Genomic DNA, 19,288 nt, shown 5'->3' with positions numbered 1-19,288 from the left:
GGAGGACACCGGTGAAGAGGCTGATCGCCCGGCTCTGGCTCGGCATCCGCGGGTCGACGCAGTGGCGGCTGCTTTACCTGTCCCAGGCCAAGTTCATGGTCGGGGTGACCGGTGTCGTCCGCGACCGGGACGGCAACGTGCTGCTGCTGCGGCACCGGTTCTGGGACGAGCGCCGGCAGTGGGGGCTGCCGACCGGCGGCGCGAAGCGCGGGGAGACGTTCGAGCAGACGGTGGTCCGCGAGGTGCGGGAGGAGACCGGGCTGGAGGTGAGCGTGGGGGAGCTGGTGCGGCTCAGGAGCGGGTTCCGGCTCAGGGTCGAGGTCGCGTACGCGGCCGCGTACGCCGGGGGCGGCACGATGCGGCTGAACCCGATGGAGATCCTGGAGGCCCGGTGGTGCGCCCCGGACGACCTCCCGGAGGGCCTGCTGGAGTCGCACCGCCTCCTGATCGAGTCGTCAGGTGGGCGGGGCGGCCGTGGTGGGGAAGGCGGGGCCGAGGTGCGCGGTGTCGTTGAAGCGGCGCAGGATCCATCGGGCCTCGGTCAGCACCAGGTGTGACACCGACGCGTTGTCGGGGCCGAGGAACGCGAACGGCCGCGACCCCGTGGCCGCCGCCAGCGCCTCGGCGATCACACCGCCGTGGGTGACGGCGACGATCCGCTGGCCGGGGTGGGCGGTGGCCAGCTTGTCGAGCACCTTGCGCACCCGCTCGGAGAAGGCGGCGGCGGGCTCGGCGCCCGGGATCACGTCCCAGCGTTCCTCGTCCGAAAGCCGCTTCGCGATCGGATGGCCCTCCGCGACCATGCGCCGGAACATGCCGCCTTCCCACTCGCCGAGGTGCACCTCCCGCAGGTCGGGCTCGACCACCGGCGTCAGGCCGAGCCGGGCGGCCAGCGGCGCGGCGGTCTGGGACGTGCGCCGCAGCGAGCTCACATAGATCGCGTCGATGGGCTCGGCGGCCAGCCGCAGGCCCACCCGCTCCGCCTGCTCGCGGCCCTCGGGCGCGAGCCCCGGGTCGCCCTGGCCGTCGACCAGGGGGAACGGCCGGTCGGGGCGAGCGGGCTCCGACTCGCCGTGCCGGACCAGGAGCACCTCGGTGGCGCCGGGCGGCGTACGGAATCGTCCCTGCCGGTACTCGACCGGCTTCCCGTTGTCAGGTCCCACAATTACCGAACATTACTCTATTGGCGATGGACGGGCCTCGCCGAGGAGCGGACGGTCAGGCGGCCGTAGGTGAGCTCGCCGCTGATCCGCACGTGCGGCCCGCCCGCCGGCCGGCGGCCCGCCGCCCTGCTGATCACCCTGCCCCATTCGGTGCGCAGCCCGTCGGTGTCGGCGCTCGCGCCGGCGGGCAGGATGATCGTGGCGCCCCCGTACGTGAGCCAGAGCTCGATGTCGATCCGCGAGTGCCGGATGACGGCCCGGGACAGGTCGAGCCGCACCCTGCCGTACTCCGACTCGACGTGCAGGCTGCGCGGGACGAGCCAGTCGCCCTCCCGGGTGATGCGCCCGCCGGTGGAGCCCAGCCGGACCACGTCGTCCGGCAGGTCGGCCACGATCGGCGCCAGCTCGTGGGCGGAGGCGGCGGTGAGCGCCCGTTCGAGTCGCAGCTCCAGCTCGGCGTGACCGAGCCGGCCGTCCGCGTACGCCTGCTGGACCAGCTCCACCGCCCGGTCCCGATCCCGGTCGGGCAGGAGGCTCATTTGCTGGCGGCCTTCTTGTACAGCCGCGTGGCCAGCGGCACGAACACGGCCAGGAGCACGACCGACCACAGCAGCGACACCGGCACCGCGTGCCGCAGCGGCCAGGCGGTGGGCACGGGGAGGCCCGGGCTGGTGTTGCCGAACAGCTCGCGCGCGGCCTGGACGAGCGTGGAGACCGGGTTCCATTCCGCGATCGGCTTCAGCGGCCCGGGCAGGCGCGCGCTGTCGACGAAGGCGTTGGACAGGAAGATCAGCGGCAACGACAGGAGGGTGGAGATGTTGTTGAACACCTCGGGGGTGCGCAGGGCCAGCGCGACCGTCGCCGTCACCCAGGAGAAGGCGTAGGCGAACAGCAGCAGCATCAGGAACCCGAGCGCGGCCTCGAGCGGGGAGGAGTGGATGCGCCACCCGACCAGCAGCCCGACGAGCGCCATCGTGACGATGCTGATCAGGTTCATGATCACGTCGCTGACGGTCTGACCGGTCAGCACCGCGGAGGGGGACATCGGCAGCGTGCGGAACCGGTCGAAGATGCCCTTCTGCAGGTCCTGCGTCAGGGTGTAGCCGGTGATCTGCCCGCTCTGGACGATCGTCATGACGAAGATCCCGGGGAGCAGGTATTCGCCGTACGACATGCCGGGCACGCTGATCATGCTGCCGAAGATGTAGGTGAACAGCAGCACGAACACGATCGGCAGCATGACCACGCCGCCCAGCAGGTCGGGGGCCCGCCGGATCTTCAGGGCGTTGCGCTTGGCGATCGTCATGCCGTCGGCGACGGCCAGTTGCAGGGCGTTCATCGGACGCTCTCCTCGGTCTTCTCGTCGGCCTGGTGTCCCGTGAGGGTGAGGAACACGTCGTCCAGGGTCGGCCGGCGCAGCCCGGCGTCGCGTACGGTGATCCGCTCGGCGGCCAGGTGGCCGAGCGCCCGGGTGAGCGAGGCCGCGCCCCCGGCGACGGGGATCGTCACCCGCAGAGCGGTGGCGTCGGTCTGCGGCTGCCCGACGGCCAGCGGTGCCAGCGCCCGCGCCACGGTCGCCAGGTCCGCCGCGTTCGTCACCGTCAGCTCGATGCGGTCGCCGCCGACCTGGGTCTTGAGCTCGTCGGCGGTGCCGAGCGCGATCACGCGCCCGTTGTCGACCACCGCGATGCGGTCGGCCAGCCGGTCGGCCTCCTCCATGTACTGGGTGGTGAGCAGCACCGTCGTGCCGCCGCTCACCAGCTCGGCGATGACGTTCCACAGGCTCGCCCGCGCCCGCGGGTCCAGGCCGGTCGTGGGCTCGTCGAGGAACAGCACCGGCGGGTCGGCGACCAGCGCGCCGGCTAGGTCGAGGCGCCGGCGCATGCCGCCGGAGTAGCCCTGCACCGGGCGGTCGCCCGCCTCCGTCAGGTCGAAGCGCTCCAGCAGCTCGCGGGCGCGCTGCCGGCTGCGCTTGACGCCCAGGTGGTAGAGGCGGCCGACCATCTCCAGGTTCTCGGCGCCGGTCAGGTGGTCGTCCACGGCGGCGTACTGGCCGGAGGCGCCGATGTGGGCGCGCAGCCGGGGCGCGTCGCGTACGACGTCGAACCCGGCGACCGTGGCCCGGCCGGCATCCGGTTGCAGTAACGTGGTCAAGATCCGCACCGTGGTGGTCTTGCCGGCGCCGTTCGGGCCGAGCAGTCCGAACACCGTGCCCTCGGGAACGGTCAGGTCCATCCCGTCGAGGGCGGTCACGTCGCCGTAGGTCTTGACCAGACCCTCGGCCACTATCGCGTCAGGCATGAGCGGTCTCCTTGGTCGTCAGGAACGGTGGATGGCGATGTTGCCGTAGGCGGTGTGGGCACGCACCTCGACGACCTCGTCGGACTGGCCGGGGCCGTCGCTGGGGTCGAGGGCGACGTCCACGGTGCCGTACTGCGAGCTCACGTCGAGCCAGGCGGCGCTGCCCGCGCGGATGCCGAGCTCCAGCCCGCCGCCGGTGGTCTCCATGACGACCGCGCCGGACACCACCTCGCCGATCCGCGCGCTGCCGTACGAGGTCTTGATGGCGACGCCGGCCAGGGCGCGGTCGACGGTGATGTCGCCGTGGGCGTTGTGCAGCCGCAGGTCGCCGGTGATCGCGCCGAGGTGGAGCTCTCCATGGGAGTTGCCGAGCACCGCGGTGCCGTCGATCTCGCCGACGCGGATGTCGCCGTGGGTCGAGGTGATGTCGGCGTGCCCGGACGAGCGGGTGACCGAGATGTCGCCGTGGGTGGTCTTCAGGCGCAGCCGGCCGGCCTGCTCGACCCGGATGTCGCCGTACTGGCTGGTGAAGGTCACCTCGCCGAGCGGCCCCCGGCAGCGCAGGCCGGCCCCCGCCTTGGCGGTCACGCGGGAGCCGGACGGCAGGTCGATCGTCACGTCGACCGAGCCGTCCCCGACCAGCAGTGAACGCGCCCAGTTCGCGGGCGACTCCACGAGCTTGTCGAACGACAGGCCCCAGCCGTACGACGAACCGGCCCTGTCCTTGTCCGTGCGCACCAGGAGCCGGCCGTCGGCGTATTCGACCTCGGTGGCCTGGGCGACCTGCACGTCGGCGTCGTTGAGCTCGTCGCTCGGGCGGATCTCCACGACGGTGTCGGGGCGGTCGCTCGCGTTGATCCGGATGGTGGCGGTCGCCGAGTCGATGATGACGAGGATGGGTTCGGGAGTGTCGAAAGTCGGCATTGCGGTCCCCGCGTCGTAGGTTGGCATGAACATCAGCGCACCCAGCCGCTGTAGTGCTTACCGGACTGCTGGGCCGGGCCCCGGCCGGAGCGGCGGTCCTCCTTGCCGGGGTCGAGCGCGGCGGAGACCGCGCGGACGAGCCAGGCGTTGACCGACAGCCCGTCGCGGGCGGCGGCCTCCTCGATGCGGGGCTTGAGGTGCTCGGGAACCCGGAGCGAGATCCGGGACGTGCCGCCCTCCTCGGTGTCCGGCGGTGGCGGCGGGGCCGGGGGCGCCGCGGCCGGCCGGCTCCTTTCGTCCTCCTCCTGGAACGACCCGCCGCTCAGCGGTGGCGTCACGACGAAACTGGGGTCACGGCCGCGCAGGCGCACCTCGACCGAGCCCGGCGCGAGGTCGTGGGTGATCTCGTCCGCGGCGGCGGACAGGGCGTCCAGCAGCGCGAGCCGGGTGGCCGACTCGAGCGTGGCGGCGAGCCGCTCGCCCAGCGCGTGGGCTTCCTCGCCGCCCGCCGCGGCGGCGATGGCCAGTTCGCGGCGAAGGTGATCGACATAGGGCGCAAGGTCCATGACGTCACTATGACACCATGATGGCGTCATGGCAAACCCCTTCGGCGGGAAGAGTGGCGTCATGTGACGTCAGCCGCCGGTCTCGCGAGGGTGGTACTGGCGAGACCTAGTTTCGGAAGGGCCAGCTGGCGTATGTGTGCGGGGTGCTTCCAGGCGTTTCACTGGATGTGTGACCGCGGGTCACTGCTCGGAACGGGGGAACCGAAGAATGTGCACCATCACCACACCGAAGGCGCGATCGTACCGGCACGTGCTGGAGGAACAGCGCCGGCTGAGCGAGGACGCCGCGCACGCGCTGCGTACGCCGGTCGCCGCGCTGCGTGTGGAGCTGGAGGAGGCCCGGCTGAACCCGGGCAACGTCGACCTGGACAGGCTGCTGGACCGCACCATCGGCGCCGTGAGCCGGCTCCAGGAGGTCATCGAGCAGCTGCAGCTGTTCGCCGACCCGACGCCCGCGGTCCTGGACGCGAGCCGGTTCGGAGAGCGGCTCCGGCGCTCCGCGCCCAGGTGAACCCGCGTCGCCATGAGGACCTGTTGATCGGCGCTCTGACCCTGCTTTACCTGCGCGGATGCATACTGGCGAGATGAGGCGGCCAGGCGAGCTGCGCGACTTCCTGCGATCCAGGAGGGCTCGCGTCTCCCCGGGAGACGTGGGTCTGCCCTGGCGGGCCGACGGCCGGCGGGTCGCGGGGCTGCGCCGCGAGGAGCTCGCCCTGGCCGCGGGGGTCAGCGTCGACTACTACACCAGGATGGAGCAGGGGCGTGTCGGCAACGTCTCCGACCAGGTGCTGCATGCCGTGGCCGGCGTCCTGCGGCTGACCTCCGAGGAGTTCCGCCACCTGCGCGAGCTGCTGAACGACGGGCCGGAGGCCCTGGAGGAGCCGGCCCGTGCCCCGATCCGGGCGCGGGCGGCGCTGCGCATGATGCTGGACGTGCTCGACCCGGTGCCGGCGCTCCTGGTGACCGAGGTCCTGGACATCGTGGCGATCAACCGGATGGGCGTCGTCCTCCTGGACGACTTCGAGGCCATGCCGCGCGCCGAGCGGAACGAGATCCGCTGGACGTTCCTCGATCCCAAGGCACGCGAGGTCTTCGCCGACTGGGAGGAGGTCGCGACGGAGTGCACCGCCTGGCTCAGGGGCGCCCTGGGCCGGGCCGGGAACGATCCGCGGCCGCAGGAGCTGGTCGACGAGCTGCTCGCGCGGTCCGCGGACTTCGCCCGGCACTGGGCCGATCACCGGGTGACGTACTGTACGTACGGTGTCAAGCGCATCCGGCATCCCGAGGCGGGCACGGTGACGCTCAACTGGGAGTCGTTCGCCCCGACCGCTGATCCGGACCTGTACCTCGTGGTCTACACCCCGGCGACCGGCTCCCCGTCGGAGGACATGATGACGGCGCTGGCCGAGAGCCGCCGAGGCGAGCGCGCGCACCAGGGCTTTCACGGATGCGGGCGGCACCCGGACCGGTGAGACCTCCCGGGAAACCGTGAGCTCCCGCCCCCCGCCTGGGTAAACCGCTTCCACACGACCGTTCCTCGCGCGTGTCGTCGTGTCCAGCGGTCGTCGAGTTGCCTGGTCAAGCGTGACCCCCAAACACACCCCAGCCCTCCGATTGAAGCGTATCCAGCCCGAAACCCCCCACTTGACAGGCTATTCCCCGCATGCTGCGATCAGTTCCTAGTAAACGGTTAAACAACTGGCCGTTTCCCTCGCGTTACGCCAACCCTGCAGGGAGCCCCCCATGGCGATGATGTCCCGACGGAATCTGCTCTTGAGCGCGGCGGCGGTCGGTGCCGCCGGGCAGCTCGGCCTGGCCGCCGGACCGGCGCGGGCCGAGGACGCGCGGCGGGTCGCGGCGGCGGGGCCGCTGGAGGACGGTGTCCAGCTCAAGTGGCTGGAAGGCGGTGCGCCCAAGCGGCTGGCGGCCGGGTCCACGTGGGGGGTGGCGTGGCCGAAGGGCGTGGTGCCGAAGGACCAGGCGTTCGCGTTGCGCACGGCGGCCGGGCAGCAGGTGCCGGTGCAGACTTGGGCGACGGCGTACTGGCCGGACGGGACGCTCAAGTGGACGGCGCACGCCATCGGCACCGAGGTGCCCCCGGCCGAGCAGTACGTGCTCGCCGCCGGCACCCCCACCGCGCCCGCGACCGCCGTGACGGTGAAGGACGGCCGGGACGAGGTCGAGGTGGCCACGGGCGTGATCACATGCCGGATCCCGAAAAAGGGTGACAAGCTGGTCCGCTCGCTCCTCCGGGGCACCACGGAGATCGCCCGCGACGGCGAGCTGGTCTGCCTGCGCCAGGACGGGATCGACGACGACGAGTCCGGGTCGGTGAAGACCGAGAAGTTCGCCGGCCGGACGGAGAAGGTGACGGTCGAGCAGCCGGGCCCGGTCCGCGCGGTGGTGAGGATCGAGGGCCGGCACCGGCACGGCGACCGGTCGTGGCTGCCGTTCACCGTGCGGCTCTACTTCTACGCGGGCAGCGACGGCGTCCGCGCCGTGCACAGCTTCGTCTACGACGGCGACCAGCAGCAGGACTTCATCCGGGGCCTGGGCATCCGGTTCGAGGTGCCGATGCGCGGCGAGCTGTACAACCGGCACGTACGCTTCGGGGGCCCCGGCGACGGTGTGCTGGCCGAGGCCGTCCGCGGCATCACCGGGTTGCGGCGCGATCCGGGCGCGGCCGTGCGCCGGGCGCAGGTGGCGGGCCAGGCCACCCCGGCGGTGGAGACCTGGGACACCCGGGTCAGCTCCCGCCTGCACCTCATCCCGGCCTTCGGCGACTACTCGCTGCGCCAGCTGTCGGCGGACGGGTTCCAGATCCGCAAGCGCACCAAGGCCGGGCACGGCTGGATCCCGGTGGACGCGGGCGGCCGGGCCGGGGGGCTCGGCTACGTCGGGAGCCCGGAGGGCGGGTTCGCGTTCGGCATGCGCAACTTCTGGCAGCTGCACCCGACCCAGCTCGACATCCGCGGCGCGGCCGGCGACCGGGCCGAGGTGACGGTGTGGCTGTGGTCGCCGGAGGCCGGGGCGATGGACTTGCGCTTCTACCACGACGGCCTCGGCCAGGACACCTACCCGGAGCAGCTCGAAGGCCTGGAGATCACGTACGAGGACTACGAGCCGGGCTTCGGCACCCCGTACGGGATCGCCCGCACCACGGAGCTGATGTTCTGGGCGCTGGCGGCCACCCCCGCCGCCGAGCAGATCGCCGAGCTGACGGACGCCGTCCGCACGCCCCCGCTGATCGTCGCGCCTCCCGCGCACCTGCACGCCGCCGGGGTGTTCGGCGACTGGTCGCCGGTGGACCGCTCGACCCCGGCCAGGAAGCTCATCGAGGACCGCCTGGACCTGATGTTCAAATACCACAGCGAGCAGGTCGACCAGCGGTCCTGGTACGGCTTCTGGGACTACGGCGACGTCATGCACAGCTACGACGGCGACCGGCACGTGTGGCGCTACGACGTGGGCGGCTACGCCTGGGACAACTCCGAGCTGTCCACCGACCTGTGGCTCTGGTACCACTACCTGCGCACCGGCAAGGCGGAGGCGTTCCGCTTCGCCGAGGCCATGACCCGCCACACCGGCGAGGTGGACGTCTACCACCTGGGCAAGTGGCGCGACCTGGGCACCCGGCACGGCGTGCAGCACTGGGCCGACAGCGCCAAGCAGGCCCGCATCAGCAACGCCGGCTACCGCCGCTTCTACTACTTCCTCACCGCCGACGAGCGCGTCGGCGACCTGCTGCGCGACCTGGTCGACTCCGACAGGACGTTCCTCGTCCTCGACCCCATCCGCAAGATCCGCACCGAGCCGTACGAGCCCGACCCGCACGCCCTCGGCGTCAGCACCGGCACCGACTGGAGCGGACTCGCGCTGGCCTGGCTGACGGAGTGGGAGCGCGGGGGCGACCCCGTCGCCAAGGAGAAGCTGCTCAACGGCATGCGCACGATCGCGGCGATGCCCAACGGGTTCGTCCGCGGCAGCGGCCTGTACGACCTCGACGACGGCACCTTCAAGCCGAACGGGACCGCGGTCAGCGTCGGCTCGCTCGGCGCGGTGTTCGGCCTGGTCGAGGTGTGCAGCGAGGTCATCTCCCTGACCGGCGACCAGGCGTTCACCAACGCGTGGCTGCAGTACTGCCGCCTCTACAACGGCACCGCCGCCGAGCAGCAGGCCGAGACCGGGCAGTCGTTCGGCAACCAGAACCTCCGGCAGGCCCACTCCCGGCTCACCGCGTACGCCGCCGCCAAGCTCGGCGACGCCGGCCTGGCCGCCCGCGCCTGGAAGGAGTTCGACACCGGCCACGCCGGCTACCCGAAGGCGCACGACTTCGCCTCCAGGCGGATCGAGGGCTCGAAGGTCCTCAAGCCGGTGGACGAGGCCGACCTGTCGACCAACGCCTCCGCCCAGTACGGCCTGGCCGCCATCCAGTGCCTCGCCCTCGTCGGCGACCACCTCCCCGCGTAACCCCGACGCAGGCGACCAACTCCCGCGTAACCCCCCGACGCAAAGGAGAGCACCATGCACGCCCCGCACAAAGGCGTGATCATCACCGCGGCGATCCTGGCGGCCGGTACGGCGCTGGTCGCCGTGCCGGCCGCACCGAGCACCGCCGCGGCCGCCGCCCGCCCGATGGAGAACCTGGGCCGCGGCGTCGTGGCCGTGCGCTCCAGCGGCACCAGCGTCCTGGTGACCTGGCGGCTGCTGGGGCTCGACCCCGACGGCATCGGCTTCAACGTCTACCGCTCGACGGCCGGCGGCTCGTACGTCAAGCTCAACGCCGGCGTGCTGACCGGCGGCACCAACTACACCGACTCCACCGCCGACCTGACCAGGGCCAACAGCTACCGCGTACGCCCGGTGATCAACGGCGCGGAGCAGGCGGCCAGCGGCGCGTTCACGCTGACGGCCGATCACGCCGTCGAGCCGGTGGTGCGCATCCCGCTGCGGCCCGGCGGCAACGTGAAGTTCGTCTGGGCCGGCGACCTCGACGGCGACGGCGAGTACGACTACGTCATCGACCGCCAGACCAGCCCGCAGACGATCGAGGCGTACCGCCGCGACGGCACGTTCCTGTGGTCGGTCAACCTCGGCCCGAACAGCACGAACCAGGACAACATCGAAGGCGGCTCGGCCACCGTCGACGTCGGCCACTGGGACGGCGTCACGGTCGGCGACCTCGACAGCGACGGCCGCGCCGAGGTGGCGGTCCGCGTCGCCAACGGCGTGACCTTCGGCGACGGGTCGAGGCACACCGAGAGCGACAACGTCCGCCAGTCCATCGCCGTCCTGGACGGTCGCACGGGCGCGCCCAGGGCCAAGGCGCCGGTGCCCACGGACTACCTGGCCGACGGCCCGATGTACGCCCGTTTCGGCATCGGCTCCCTCGACGGCACCGGTAAGAGCCTCGTGGCGTACATGAAGAACCGGGTCGGCACCGGCGACTTCAACCTCATGATGACCGCCTGGAGGTTCAACGGCACCAGCCTGACCAACCAGTGGAAGTGGCTGCGCGGCAACGGCGACATGGCCGACGGCCACAACACCCGCATCGTGGACGTGGACGAGGACGGCAAGGACGAGGTCGCCGAGATCGGGTTCGTCCTCAACGGCGACGGCAGCCTGCGCTACTCGCTGGCCGACGAGGGCATCGTCCACGGCGACCGCTTCCACATCGCCAAGATGGACCCGAACCGCGCGGGCCTGCAGGGTTACGGCGTCCAGCAGAACAACCCGAGCGGCCTGCGCGAGTACTACTACAACGCCGGCACCGGCGGCATGCTCTGGCAGCACGTCGAGGACGGCGTCGGCGACGTCGGCCGGGGCATGGCCGGCGACATCGACCCGCGCTTCCCCGGCATGGAGGTCTGGTCCTTCTCCGGCCTCTACAACGCGCGCAGCAACCAGCTCACCGAGCCCGACACCTCGCTACGCCCGTGGCCCCACCTCGGCCTGTGGTGGGACGGGGACCTCACCATGGAGCTGCTCAACGACGGCAAGTTCGAGAAGTGGAACCCGGCCGACCCCAAGCCCACCAACGGCCTGCCCCGGCTGCTCACCACCTCGCACTACGGCGCCGTCAACGCCAGTGGCCCCAACCCCGCCCTGGTCGGCGACCTGTTCGGCGACTGGCGGGAGGAGGTCGTGTACACCAACGCCGCCCACGACCAGCTGATCATCTTCACCACCGACCGGCCCACCACGACCAGGCTCTACACCCTCGCCCACAACCCGGCCTACCGCAACGGCATGACGCTCAAGGGCTACCTGCAGTCCCATCACGTCGACTACTTCCTGGGGGCGGGCATGACGAAGCCGCCCGCGCCGAACATCACCTACGCGGGCGGCTGAGCCCTCCTTCGTGAGACGAGCCGCCCGGTTTCGGCAGCCGGGCGGCTCATCAGGCTCTCAGGCTCTTCATGCTCTTCAGGCCATCGGGTCAACAGGGCTCAACAGGGCTCAACAGGCTCACTGCGTGGCCGCGTGCTCCTTGGCGAGCTCCTCGGCCACCCGGTCGCCGCCCGCGTTCCGCCACTGGGTGACGACGTCCTTCCACGCCGACAGCGGCTTGCGGCCGAAGGTGATCGCCGCGATGCCGTCGCCCATGATCTGGCCCATCTGCGCGCCCTTGCTCACCTGGCTGGCCGAGCGCAGGCCGTTGGCCGGGTTGGGGATGCTCCGGGGCAGGGTCGCCTTCTGCCAGTCGTGGGTGGCCTGGGCCGTCTCGGGGTAGCCGGGCAGGTAGAGGACCGACGGGGCGGTGCCGATGTACCGGAAGGGCAGGGTGTTGTTGTTCTCGGTCTGGAACAGGTCGAGCGTCTTGATGCCGCCGTCCTCCTTGGTGAAGTGCACGCCCTCGACGCCGTAGTTGGCCAGCTCGTACTCCTTGGTGCCGAAGGGCGCGCTGAGGTAGTCGGAGATGCGCAGGAGCAGCTTGATGCGGTCGGCGGGGGCCTTCTTGAAGGTGACGTAGCCGAACATGCCGGCGCCCTGCCAGGGAGTGGGGGAGGGGCCGTACGGGTAGCCCAGGTCGAGCTCGTACCGCTTGTTGATCTTGGTGAGGGTGGTCAGCGACATGGAGCCGAAGCCGTCCTGGATGGACGCGACGGTGCCGTTGTGGAAGTAGGTCTGCATGTCGGTGGAGCTGACGGTGAGGCCGTCGGGATGCACCGACCTGGCCTCGACCAGCTTGCGCATGAGGCCGAGGGCCTCCTCGAACTGCGGCGTGGCCAGGGTCGTGGCGAACTGGCCGTTCGAGAGCGACCAGGTGTTGGGCGCGCCGAGCGAGCCGGCGTGGAAGGTGATGGAGCCCAGCCCGCCGAACAGGGTCTTGTACCAGCCGAGCCCCCACTTGCGGCCGCTGCTGAGCTTCTTCATGGCGTCGAGGTACTGCTCGGTCGTCCAGGTCTTGGGGATGCCCGCCTCGTTCATGGCGGTGCGGTTGACGAACAGGCTGTTGGCCGGGGTCGGGCGCTCCAGCGGGATGCCGTAGATCCTGCCGTTGATCCGGCCCATGCCCTTCCACGCGTACGGGGGGATGTTGGCCAGGTTCGGGAACTGCTTGACGGCGTCGCCCCCGACGAACTGCGACAGGTCGGCGCACTGCGCCTGGATGAACTCCAGGGAGTGCGGCAGCGCGAGGTTCGTGAACATGATGATGTCCGGCAGGTCGCTGCCCGAGGCCATCAGGGTGGTCATCTTCTGGCCGTACTCGGGGTCGGGCACGACCGTGACCTGGAGGTCCACGTTGAGCGCCTTGTTGATGGCCTGCCAGTACCGGTTCTGCGTGACGGGGGTGGGCGGCGGGCCGAAGGTGACCACCAGCGCGGTCACCTTCGAGCCGTCGCCGACCGTGTCGTTCACCGACTGGGCGAGGGTCTCGGGGTATTTCAGGTAGAGGTTCTGCACGCCGGTGTCGTCGCCGGGGGCGTCCGGCTTCGGCCCGGCGAAGGGCACGTACGCCGGCCAGGGGACCAGTTGCTTGCCCGCGTTGGAGACGCCGCCTCCCGAGGTGCTCGCGCCGCCTCCGCAGGAGGACAGCAGCGGCGCGGCGGCCAGGCCGAGCGCGCCGGCGCCGGCCATCCTGAACAGGCCGCGGCGGCCGATGGCGGTGTTGTCCATGACGAACTCCTCTCTCGGCGGTGTCGCCGAAAAGAGCTGGTGGGGGGTGTGAGGTCAGGCCTTGAGCGCGCCGGTGAGGACGCCCTTGGCGAAGTAGCGCTGCAGGAACGGGTAGACGCAGACGATCGGCAGCGTGGCCAGGATGACCACGGCCATCTGCACGGAATGCGGCGAGGTGGCGGCCAGCTCGCCGGAGGTCTCGGCGAGGGAGGCGCCGCCGGTGACGTACTGGCGCAGGACGGTGCCGATCGGCCACATGGCCTGGTCGTTGAAGTAGATGATCGCCTCGAAGAAGCGGTTCCAGTACGCGACCGCGTAGAACAGGCCGATCACCGCGATCACCGCCTTCGACAGCGGCAGCACGACCTTGCGCAGGATCGCCGGCTCGCCGGCGCCGTCCATCCGGGCGGCGTCGATCAGCTCCTGCGGGATCGACTGGAAGAAGCCGCGCATCACGACCAGGTTGAACACGTTGACCAGGAAGGGCAGGATCAGCGCCGCGTACTGGTCGACCAGGCCGGTGCTCTGCACGACCAGGAACAGCGGCACCATGCCGGGCGGGAAGAGGAAGGTGAACAGCACCAGCAGCAGCATCGGCTTGCCGCCGTAGACCTTCGGCCGGCTCAGCGTGTACGCCAGGGCGATGGTGCAGGCCAGGCTGAGCGCCGTGCCGACCAGGGTGATGCCCGTGCTGATGACCAGGGCGCGGGTGATGATGCCGCCGGCCAGGATGTCGGCGTAGGCGTCGAAGGAGAGCCCCGCCGGCCAGATCACCCAGCCGCCGTTGTCGATGACGTCCTGCGGGCCGGCCAGGCTGGTGGCCAGCACCGTCCAGAGCGGGAAGAGCACCAGCAGCACGACGACGGTCAGCGCCACCGCCTTGAGCGCGCGGACGGCGGGGCTGGGCCGGCCCATCCAGGCCGGTGCACCGGTGACACTCATGCCTTGTAGACCCCCTGCTCGCCGAGCCGGTGTGCGACCTTGTTGGCGGTGTAGATGAGCACGATCCCGATCACGCCCTTGAACAGGCCGACCGCGGCGGCGTAGCCGAAGTCGCCGCCCGCGAAGGCGGTGAAGTAGACGAACGTCTCCAGCACCTCGCCGGTCTCGGGGCCGACGGACTGGCGCTGCAGGAAGAACTGCTCGAAGCCGATGGACAGGAACTCGCCGAGCCGCAGCACCAGCAGCAGCACGATGACGGGCCGGATGGCGGGCAGTGTCACGTGCCAGAGCCGGCGGCCCCAGCCCGCGCCGTCGATGGCGGCGGCCTCGTACTGCTGCTCGTCGACCTGTGACAGGGCGGCGAGGAAGATGATCGTGGCCCAGCCGCACTCCTTCCAGATCAGCTGCGCCACCACCAGCGGCCCGTACGCGTCCGGGTTGCCGATGATCGAGATACCGCCCGCGCCCAGGTCCGACAGCCAGCCGTTGACCACGCCCGCCCCGCCCAGCATCTGCTGGAACAGCGCGAGCACGATCACCCACGACAGGAAGTGCGGCAGGTAGACCACGCTCTGCACGAACTTCCTGACCGTGTCGCCGACGATGCTGTGCAGCAGCAGCGCCAGGGCCAGCGGGGCGGGGAAGAAGAAGACGAGCTGGAGCAGGGCGATGAACAGGGTGTTCGTCACCGCGTTCCAGAACTCCGGGTCGGCGAACATGCGCTCGAAGTGCGCCAGGCCCACCCACTCGCTGCCCTGGATCCCGAGGAACGGGATGTAGTCCATGAAGGCCAGCACGTTCCCGAAGAGCGCGCCGTAGTGGAAGACCAGGAAGTACACCAGCCCCGGCACCGCGAGGAGCAACAGCACCCGGTCGGCCCGGATGCGCCGTAACCGGTTCCTGCGGTGGGACGGGGCGCGTGCCTCCTCGATCGGCGGACTGGTCGCGCCAGCACCGCCACGGACCCGCGTCATGCTCACGTGCTACGCCTCTCTTGCGATGCCGAGCCCGAAACAGAATGTTCATCAAGATAAAACGGTTACATGATGGCGTCAACAGTCCGTTGCTGGGCTTAGGGCCGCGCGATGCCCGATTTTCCTGCTCATCTCGATGACGCTGGCGTTGTGGCCACTGTCCGTCAACGCCTAGGATCGGCCGTCTGAAGGAAGCGTTTTCACACGGTCGCCGCGGCCGTCACTCACTTGAGGGGATCGTGGCCCCAGTTCATCAGCGAATGACGCCATCTGGTGTCCCGGACGTCGCCGTCGGGACGCTGCGCCAGATGCCGGTGTATGTAACCGATCACCTTGCGCATGTGCGCGTAGTCCGCCTCGGTCAGGGACGACTTCTTCGCGTGGAGCAGCTTGACGATCTTGCGGCCGGATTCGTGCCCGGTGGACTCGCCGCCGTCGTCCTTCTGCCCCACCGCCATCGACTCCTCCGTGCCGAGCCAGCGCTCCAGCTCCTTGGCGGTCATGTTCACCGCTCGGCCGAACTCGGCCACGACCTCCCGCTCCTCCTCGGCCATCAGGCGTCCTCGTCCTTGTGCAGGGCCGATGGTTTGTGCACGGCCTTCTTGCCGCTCTTCTCGCTGCGCACCACGTACTGGGGTTCGTCGCGCGAGGCGGCAACGGTGCGGCCGGCCTCCTTCCGCCTGCTGGTGATCTTTTTCTCCACCTTGCCGTGGGTGGTCGACCCATGGCTTCGCCAGGCGACCTCGTCGCCAACTGACGGGTCTTTCCTCCGCTTCCTGGTCATGCGTTCCCCCTTGCCCCCGCCGGAGCGTTCACCCCCCGGCTCCGCTATGGAAACGCCCATCCCTTCGTCAACGCGCGGGTCACTCCCGGCCGGTGCGGAGGTGCTGCCGCAGGTGGGCGGCCAGGCCGGGGCAGTCGGTGACGGTGACGGTGAGCGCGGGGTGGCGCAGCAGTCCCACGGGTTCGCCGCCGCCGACCGGTTGGCGGAACCGTACGCACACCCCCTGGCGGGTGCTGGAACCGAAGGTGAGGCCGCGGTCGGCCAGGGACATGCGCGCGCCGATCGCCTTGATCGCCGCGTACGGGCCGGTCACCTGGACCTCGGCCACGTTGTCCAGCGAGGTGACCACCTCCCACGGCCCGAAACGCACCCGCAGCGCCCGGTCCGTCACCAGGACGTAGCTGGTGTCGGGACGGATCCGGAGCAGCCCGAGCAGCGGGCGGTACCGGCGGTCGAAGGCGAAGTCGTACCTCGTCTCCGCCGAATCCGCTCTCATGATCGCCTCGTGGGCGTGCAGACCCGCATCATGTCCGTGACCTCCCCGCGAACCGGATCACCAAACGACCGTCATGGCGACGGGCGCCGTCAGGCGACGTGGTTGCGCAGGCTCAGCTCGTCCGGGTACGGGGAGAAGTACGTCTGCTCCCGGACGTAGGTGGCCGCTTCGCCGCGGGCGTGGTGGCGCAGCAGGGCGAGGGGCACGCTGAGCGCCACCCGGCGCGCCCCGTAGGAGGCGATGACCTCGGCGAGGTCGGCGCGGCGGACCGGGTCCAGGCCGTCACTGATCATGCCGAGGCAGTGCTGCAGGGCGTTGACGTTGCGCCCGACCGACGCCCTGACGGCCATGGCAGTGCGGAACGCGGTGCCGTACGCCTCGGCGAGCGCGTCGCGCGGGCGGGTCCCCGCCCCGGCGACCAGACGGCCGGTCTCGCGGAGGCCGTCGGGGTAGTGCGCGAGCAACTGCATCTTGTGCATGGACTGGAAGGCCACCATCTCGCGGGGCCGCCAGTCGCTCTCCAGCAGCTCGCGCAGCCGCGCATGGGCGAAGATCCGCTCGGTGAACGCCTCCCGCAGGACGGCGTCGTTGAGCCGGCCCTCGTCCTCGATGGGCAGCAGTGGGTGGGCCTCGATCACCGCGTCGGCGAACAGGCCGCGGTTTGTGCGGGCGTGAGGTCGCGGCGGCTCCGGCGCGTCATCAGCCGGGGACCGTCCGGCGAGCGTTCCAGGCGCAGCGACTCGCGGGGTGCGGCGAGTCCGATCTCCATCTCCGGGCAGATCGGCAGCCAGTCCACGAACGGCGCCAGGTCATCGGTGAGGAAGCGGGCGCGGCTGTGCCCGCCGTTGTGCCGTACGGGCTCGCCGAGCAGGCAGCTCGACACCGCCACCCGTGGCCTGCCCCAACCGTGACCTTCACTCATGCTCCCCAGATGCCCGCAACCCAGGATCCGCACGCCACCCGGAGCATGGCGCGCGCGTGCCGGGGAAGTCTGACCTCATGGCATTGTGCCTGGTCACCGGGGCTACCGGTTACATCGGCGGGCGGCTGGTGCCCGAGCTGCTGGCGGCCGGTCACGACGTGCGGTGCATGGTGCGCTCGGCCGGGCGGCTGCGGGATCTGCCGTGGGCGCCGCGGACGGAGATCGCCGAGGCCGACGCCACCGACCCCGAGCGTACGCGCCGGGCCCTGGACGGGGTGGAGGTCGCGTACTACCTGATCCACACGATGGGCGCGACCGGCCGGTTCGCCGAGCGGGACCGCCTGGCGGCGCGTACGTTCGCGGCGGCGGCGGCCACGGCGGGCGTGCGGCGGATCGTCTACCTGGGGGGCCTCACCCATGGAGAGGGGCTCTCGCCGCACCTGCGGTCACGGGCCGAGGTGGGGGAGATCTTCCTGCGGGGCGCCGTGCCGGCGGTGGTGCTGCGCGCCGCGGTGATCATCGGGTCGGGGTCGGCCTCGTTCGAGATGCTGCGCCACCTGACCGAGCGGCTGCCGGTGATGACGACGCCGCGCTGGGTACGCAGCCGGACCCAGCCGATCGCGGTCCGCGACGTGCTGCGCTATCTGGTCGCGTGGGCGGATGCGCCGGGTACGGTCAACCGGGGGTTCGACATCGGCGGCCCCGACGTCCTGACATATGCGGACATGATGCGAGGTTATGCCGCCGTGGCCGGGCTGCCGCCCCGGCTGATCATCCCCGTCCCGTTGCTCAGCCCCCGGCTGTCCAGCTTGTGGGTGGGGCTGGTCACGCCGGTGCCGTCGGGCATCGCGCGCCCGCTGGTGGAGTCCCTGCGCAACGAAGCCGTCTGCGGCGAGCACGATATCGCCCGCCACGTGCCCGACCCCGAGAGCGGCCTGATCGGCTTCCGCCGGGCGGTGTCGCTGGCCCTCATGAAGATCAAGGAGGCCGACGTCGCCACCCGCTGGTCCTCGGCGTCCACCCCGGGCGCGCCGAGCGATCCGCTGCCCACCGACCCCGACTGGGCGGGCGGCAGCCTCTTCGTCGACGATCGCAGCCTGGCCGTGCCCGCGAGCCCGCAGGCGCTGTGGCAGGTCATCGAGGGCATCGGCGGCCGCAACGGCTGGTACTCCCTGCCGGTCGCCTGGCAACTGCGCGGCCTGGCCGACCTGCTCGTCGGCGGCGTGGGGCTGCGGCGCGGCCGCCGCGACCCGGCCCGGCTGCGGGTGGGCGACTCGATCGACTTCTGGCGGGTGGAGGAGGTCCTTCCCGGCCGGCTGCTGCGGCTGCGGGCCGAGATGCGGCTGCCCGGCCTGGCCTGGCTGGAGCTCGGCGTCACCCGCTCCGGCGACCGGACGATCTACACCCAGCGGGCGATCTTCCACCCGCACGGGCTGCTCGGCCACCTGTACTGGTGGGCGATCTCCCCCTTCCACCGCCTGATCTTCGGCCGGATGCCGGTCAACGTGGCCGCCGCGGCCCGGCGCGCCGAACGCTCCTCCGGGTCGCCCGGTCCGGCGGGCGGGGGCATGGTCGACACGGCTAGAGAGCCAGGCGCTCGGCGATGGCGGTCAGCTCGCCGCTCTGCACCTGAATGATCCGGTCGGCGAGCCGGCGCGTCGGCGCGTGCCTCCCCGCGGTCTGGACCTCCTTCGCCATGTGGACGCCGTGCTCCAGGTGCCCCTTCAGCATCGTCAGCCAGCCCCGGTCGAACCCGGCGCCCTTCCGCAACTCGGCGCCTTCCTCCGCCTTCTCCTCGGCGGGCACCGCTTCCGACCACGACGTGAGCCAGCCGGACATCTCCCGGATGTCGGCCTGCTCGTTCGGGATGATCTCCTTGGCGAGGTCCCGCACGTACGCGCTGCCGCCCCGATCGACCGCGAGCTCGGCCAGCTGGATGGTCCGGCGGTGATGCGTGATCATCTGCTGGTTGAACCGCACGTCGGCCTGGTTGTACCCCGCCGCCTGGGTGTCCGCCGCCGCGGCGCAGCCGCTCACCGCCAGCAGGCCCAGCAGCGCGACCAAGGCCATTCTCCAACGCATGTACGAAGGT

21 protein-coding genes are annotated in these 19,288 nt (G+C 71.0%); 6 read left to right on the top strand and 15 right to left on the bottom strand.

Features of this window, described 5'->3' with window-relative positions; all coding sequences use genetic code 11:
• Window positions 1-11 precede the first annotated feature (11 nt).
• Entirely contained in the window at window positions 12-557 is a 546-nt protein-coding gene (locus ACBJ59_RS30705) for an NUDIX hydrolase (protein WP_375113688.1), read from the top strand.
• On the opposite strand, the gene ACBJ59_RS30700 is transcribed toward ACBJ59_RS30705, so the two are convergent.
• From ACBJ59_RS30700 to ACBJ59_RS30675, 6 genes are read right to left on the bottom strand one after another with little or no spacing between them, the layout of a single operon-like run.
• Window positions 456-1,163 carry a histidine phosphatase family protein gene (locus tag ACBJ59_RS30700; RefSeq protein WP_375113687.1) on the bottom strand — a complete coding sequence of 236 codons (708 nt, stop codon included), beginning with the start codon at window positions 1,161-1,163 and terminating at the stop codon, window positions 456-458. The two genes, ACBJ59_RS30705 and ACBJ59_RS30700, sit on opposite strands and share 102 nt — an antisense overlap.
• Before the next feature lie 17 nt (window positions 1,164-1,180).
• Window positions 1,181-1,702 carry a DUF1707 domain-containing protein gene (locus tag ACBJ59_RS30695; protein ID WP_375113686.1) on the bottom strand — a complete coding sequence of 174 codons (522 nt, stop codon included), beginning with the start codon at window positions 1,700-1,702 and terminating at the stop codon, window positions 1,181-1,183.
• Entirely contained in the window at window positions 1,699-2,502 is an 804-nt protein-coding gene (locus ACBJ59_RS30690) for an ABC transporter permease (RefSeq protein WP_375113685.1), read from the bottom strand. The genes ACBJ59_RS30695 and ACBJ59_RS30690 overlap by 4 nt, the downstream gene beginning before the upstream one ends.
• Complete coding sequence (locus ACBJ59_RS30685) at window positions 2,499-3,464, bottom strand: ATP-binding cassette domain-containing protein (protein WP_375113684.1); 966 nt, start codon at window positions 3,462-3,464, stop codon at window positions 2,499-2,501. The genes ACBJ59_RS30690 and ACBJ59_RS30685 overlap by 4 nt, the downstream gene beginning before the upstream one ends.
• Before the next feature lie 18 nt (window positions 3,465-3,482).
• Window positions 3,483-4,388: a DUF4097 domain-containing protein gene (locus ACBJ59_RS30680; RefSeq protein ID WP_375113683.1), complete on the bottom strand. Its 906-nt coding sequence runs from the start codon at window positions 4,386-4,388 to the stop codon at window positions 3,483-3,485.
• A 32-nt stretch (window positions 4,389-4,420) separates the two neighbouring features.
• Window positions 4,421-4,954, bottom strand: a complete 534-nt coding sequence (locus ACBJ59_RS30675) for a hypothetical protein (RefSeq protein WP_375113682.1) — start codon at window positions 4,952-4,954, stop codon at window positions 4,421-4,423.
• 208 nt (window positions 4,955-5,162) lie between these two features.
• Here ACBJ59_RS30675 and ACBJ59_RS30670 point away from each other — a divergent pair, with 208 nt between their 5' ends.
• The 4 genes from ACBJ59_RS30670 to ACBJ59_RS30655 all read left to right on the top strand — a co-directional run bounded on the left by ACBJ59_RS30670 (window position 5,163) and on the right by ACBJ59_RS30655 (window position 11,308).
• On the top strand, window positions 5,163-5,465 hold the full coding sequence (locus ACBJ59_RS30670) for a histidine kinase dimerization/phospho-acceptor domain-containing protein (protein WP_375113681.1): 303 nt from the start codon (window positions 5,163-5,165) through the stop codon (window positions 5,463-5,465).
• Between the two features lie 73 nt (window positions 5,466-5,538).
• Window positions 5,539-6,426 (top strand): helix-turn-helix domain-containing protein, encoded by an 888-nt coding sequence (locus ACBJ59_RS30665; RefSeq protein ID WP_375113680.1) that lies wholly within the window; start codon window positions 5,539-5,541, stop codon window positions 6,424-6,426.
• 271 nt (window positions 6,427-6,697) lie between these two features.
• A complete protein-coding gene (locus tag ACBJ59_RS30660) occupies window positions 6,698-9,424 on the top strand; it encodes a Tat pathway signal sequence domain protein (protein ID WP_375113679.1) in 2,727 nt (908 codons plus the stop codon).
• Window positions 9,425-9,478: 54 nt separating this feature from the next.
• On the top strand, window positions 9,479-11,308 hold the full coding sequence (locus tag ACBJ59_RS30655) for a hypothetical protein (RefSeq protein ID WP_375113678.1): 1,830 nt from the start codon (window positions 9,479-9,481) through the stop codon (window positions 11,306-11,308).
• 117 nt (window positions 11,309-11,425) lie between these two features.
• Here ACBJ59_RS30655 and ACBJ59_RS30650 read toward each other — a convergent pair whose 3' ends face one another.
• The 8 genes from ACBJ59_RS30650 to ACBJ59_RS30615 form a co-directional block, all read right to left on the bottom strand.
• Window positions 11,426-13,078 (bottom strand): extracellular solute-binding protein, encoded by a 1,653-nt coding sequence (locus ACBJ59_RS30650; protein ID WP_375113677.1) that lies wholly within the window; start codon window positions 13,076-13,078, stop codon window positions 11,426-11,428.
• 54 nt (window positions 13,079-13,132) lie between these two features.
• On the bottom strand, window positions 13,133-14,020 hold the full coding sequence (locus ACBJ59_RS30645; protein ID WP_375113676.1) for a carbohydrate ABC transporter permease: 888 nt from the start codon (window positions 14,018-14,020) through the stop codon (window positions 13,133-13,135).
• The gene (locus ACBJ59_RS30640) at window positions 14,017-14,994 is read right to left on the bottom strand and encodes an ABC transporter permease (RefSeq protein WP_375113675.1); all 978 of its coding nucleotides are present in this window, start codon (window positions 14,992-14,994) and stop codon (window positions 14,017-14,019) included. The genes ACBJ59_RS30645 and ACBJ59_RS30640 overlap by 4 nt, the downstream gene beginning before the upstream one ends.
• 224 nt (window positions 14,995-15,218) lie before the next feature.
• Window positions 15,219-15,548, bottom strand: coding sequence for a DUF3140 domain-containing protein (locus tag ACBJ59_RS30635; protein WP_375113674.1), 330 nt, complete (start codon window positions 15,546-15,548; stop codon window positions 15,219-15,221).
• Entirely contained in the window at window positions 15,548-15,778 is a 231-nt protein-coding gene (locus ACBJ59_RS30630) for a DUF2945 domain-containing protein (RefSeq protein WP_375113673.1), read from the bottom strand. The genes ACBJ59_RS30635 and ACBJ59_RS30630 overlap by 1 nt, the downstream gene beginning before the upstream one ends.
• Window positions 15,779-15,857: 79 nt before the next feature.
• Window positions 15,858-16,274 (bottom strand): hypothetical protein, encoded by a 417-nt coding sequence (locus tag ACBJ59_RS30625; RefSeq protein WP_375113672.1) that lies wholly within the window; start codon window positions 16,272-16,274, stop codon window positions 15,858-15,860.
• A gap of 89 nt (window positions 16,275-16,363) precedes the next feature.
• Window positions 16,364-16,912 carry a YbgA family protein gene (locus ACBJ59_RS30620; protein ID WP_375113671.1) on the bottom strand — a complete coding sequence of 183 codons (549 nt, stop codon included), beginning with the start codon at window positions 16,910-16,912 and terminating at the stop codon, window positions 16,364-16,366.
• A complete protein-coding gene (locus tag ACBJ59_RS30615) occupies window positions 16,909-17,196 on the bottom strand; it encodes a DUF523 domain-containing protein (protein WP_375113670.1) in 288 nt (95 codons plus the stop codon). The genes ACBJ59_RS30620 and ACBJ59_RS30615 overlap by 4 nt, the downstream gene beginning before the upstream one ends.
• Window positions 17,197-17,273: 77 nt before the next feature.
• Between ACBJ59_RS30615 and ACBJ59_RS30610 the strand changes: the two genes are divergently transcribed.
• Complete coding sequence (locus tag ACBJ59_RS30610) at window positions 17,274-18,833, top strand: SDR family oxidoreductase (RefSeq protein WP_375113669.1); 1,560 nt, start codon at window positions 17,274-17,276, stop codon at window positions 18,831-18,833.
• Here the strand turns inward: ACBJ59_RS30610 and ACBJ59_RS30605 are convergent.
• Window positions 18,778-19,278 carry a DUF305 domain-containing protein gene (locus ACBJ59_RS30605; protein ID WP_375113668.1) on the bottom strand — a complete coding sequence of 167 codons (501 nt, stop codon included), beginning with the start codon at window positions 19,276-19,278 and terminating at the stop codon, window positions 18,778-18,780. The two genes, ACBJ59_RS30610 and ACBJ59_RS30605, sit on opposite strands and share 56 nt — an antisense overlap.
• Window positions 19,279-19,288 lie beyond the last annotated feature (10 nt).

The sequence above is a fragment of the Nonomuraea sp. MTCD27 genome (assembly GCF_041950495.1).
GTDB lineage: Bacteria > Actinomycetota > Actinomycetes > Streptosporangiales > Streptosporangiaceae > Nonomuraea.
Note: the sequence above shows the minus strand (reverse complement) of the source record. Positions and strands in the feature narration are given on the sequence as shown.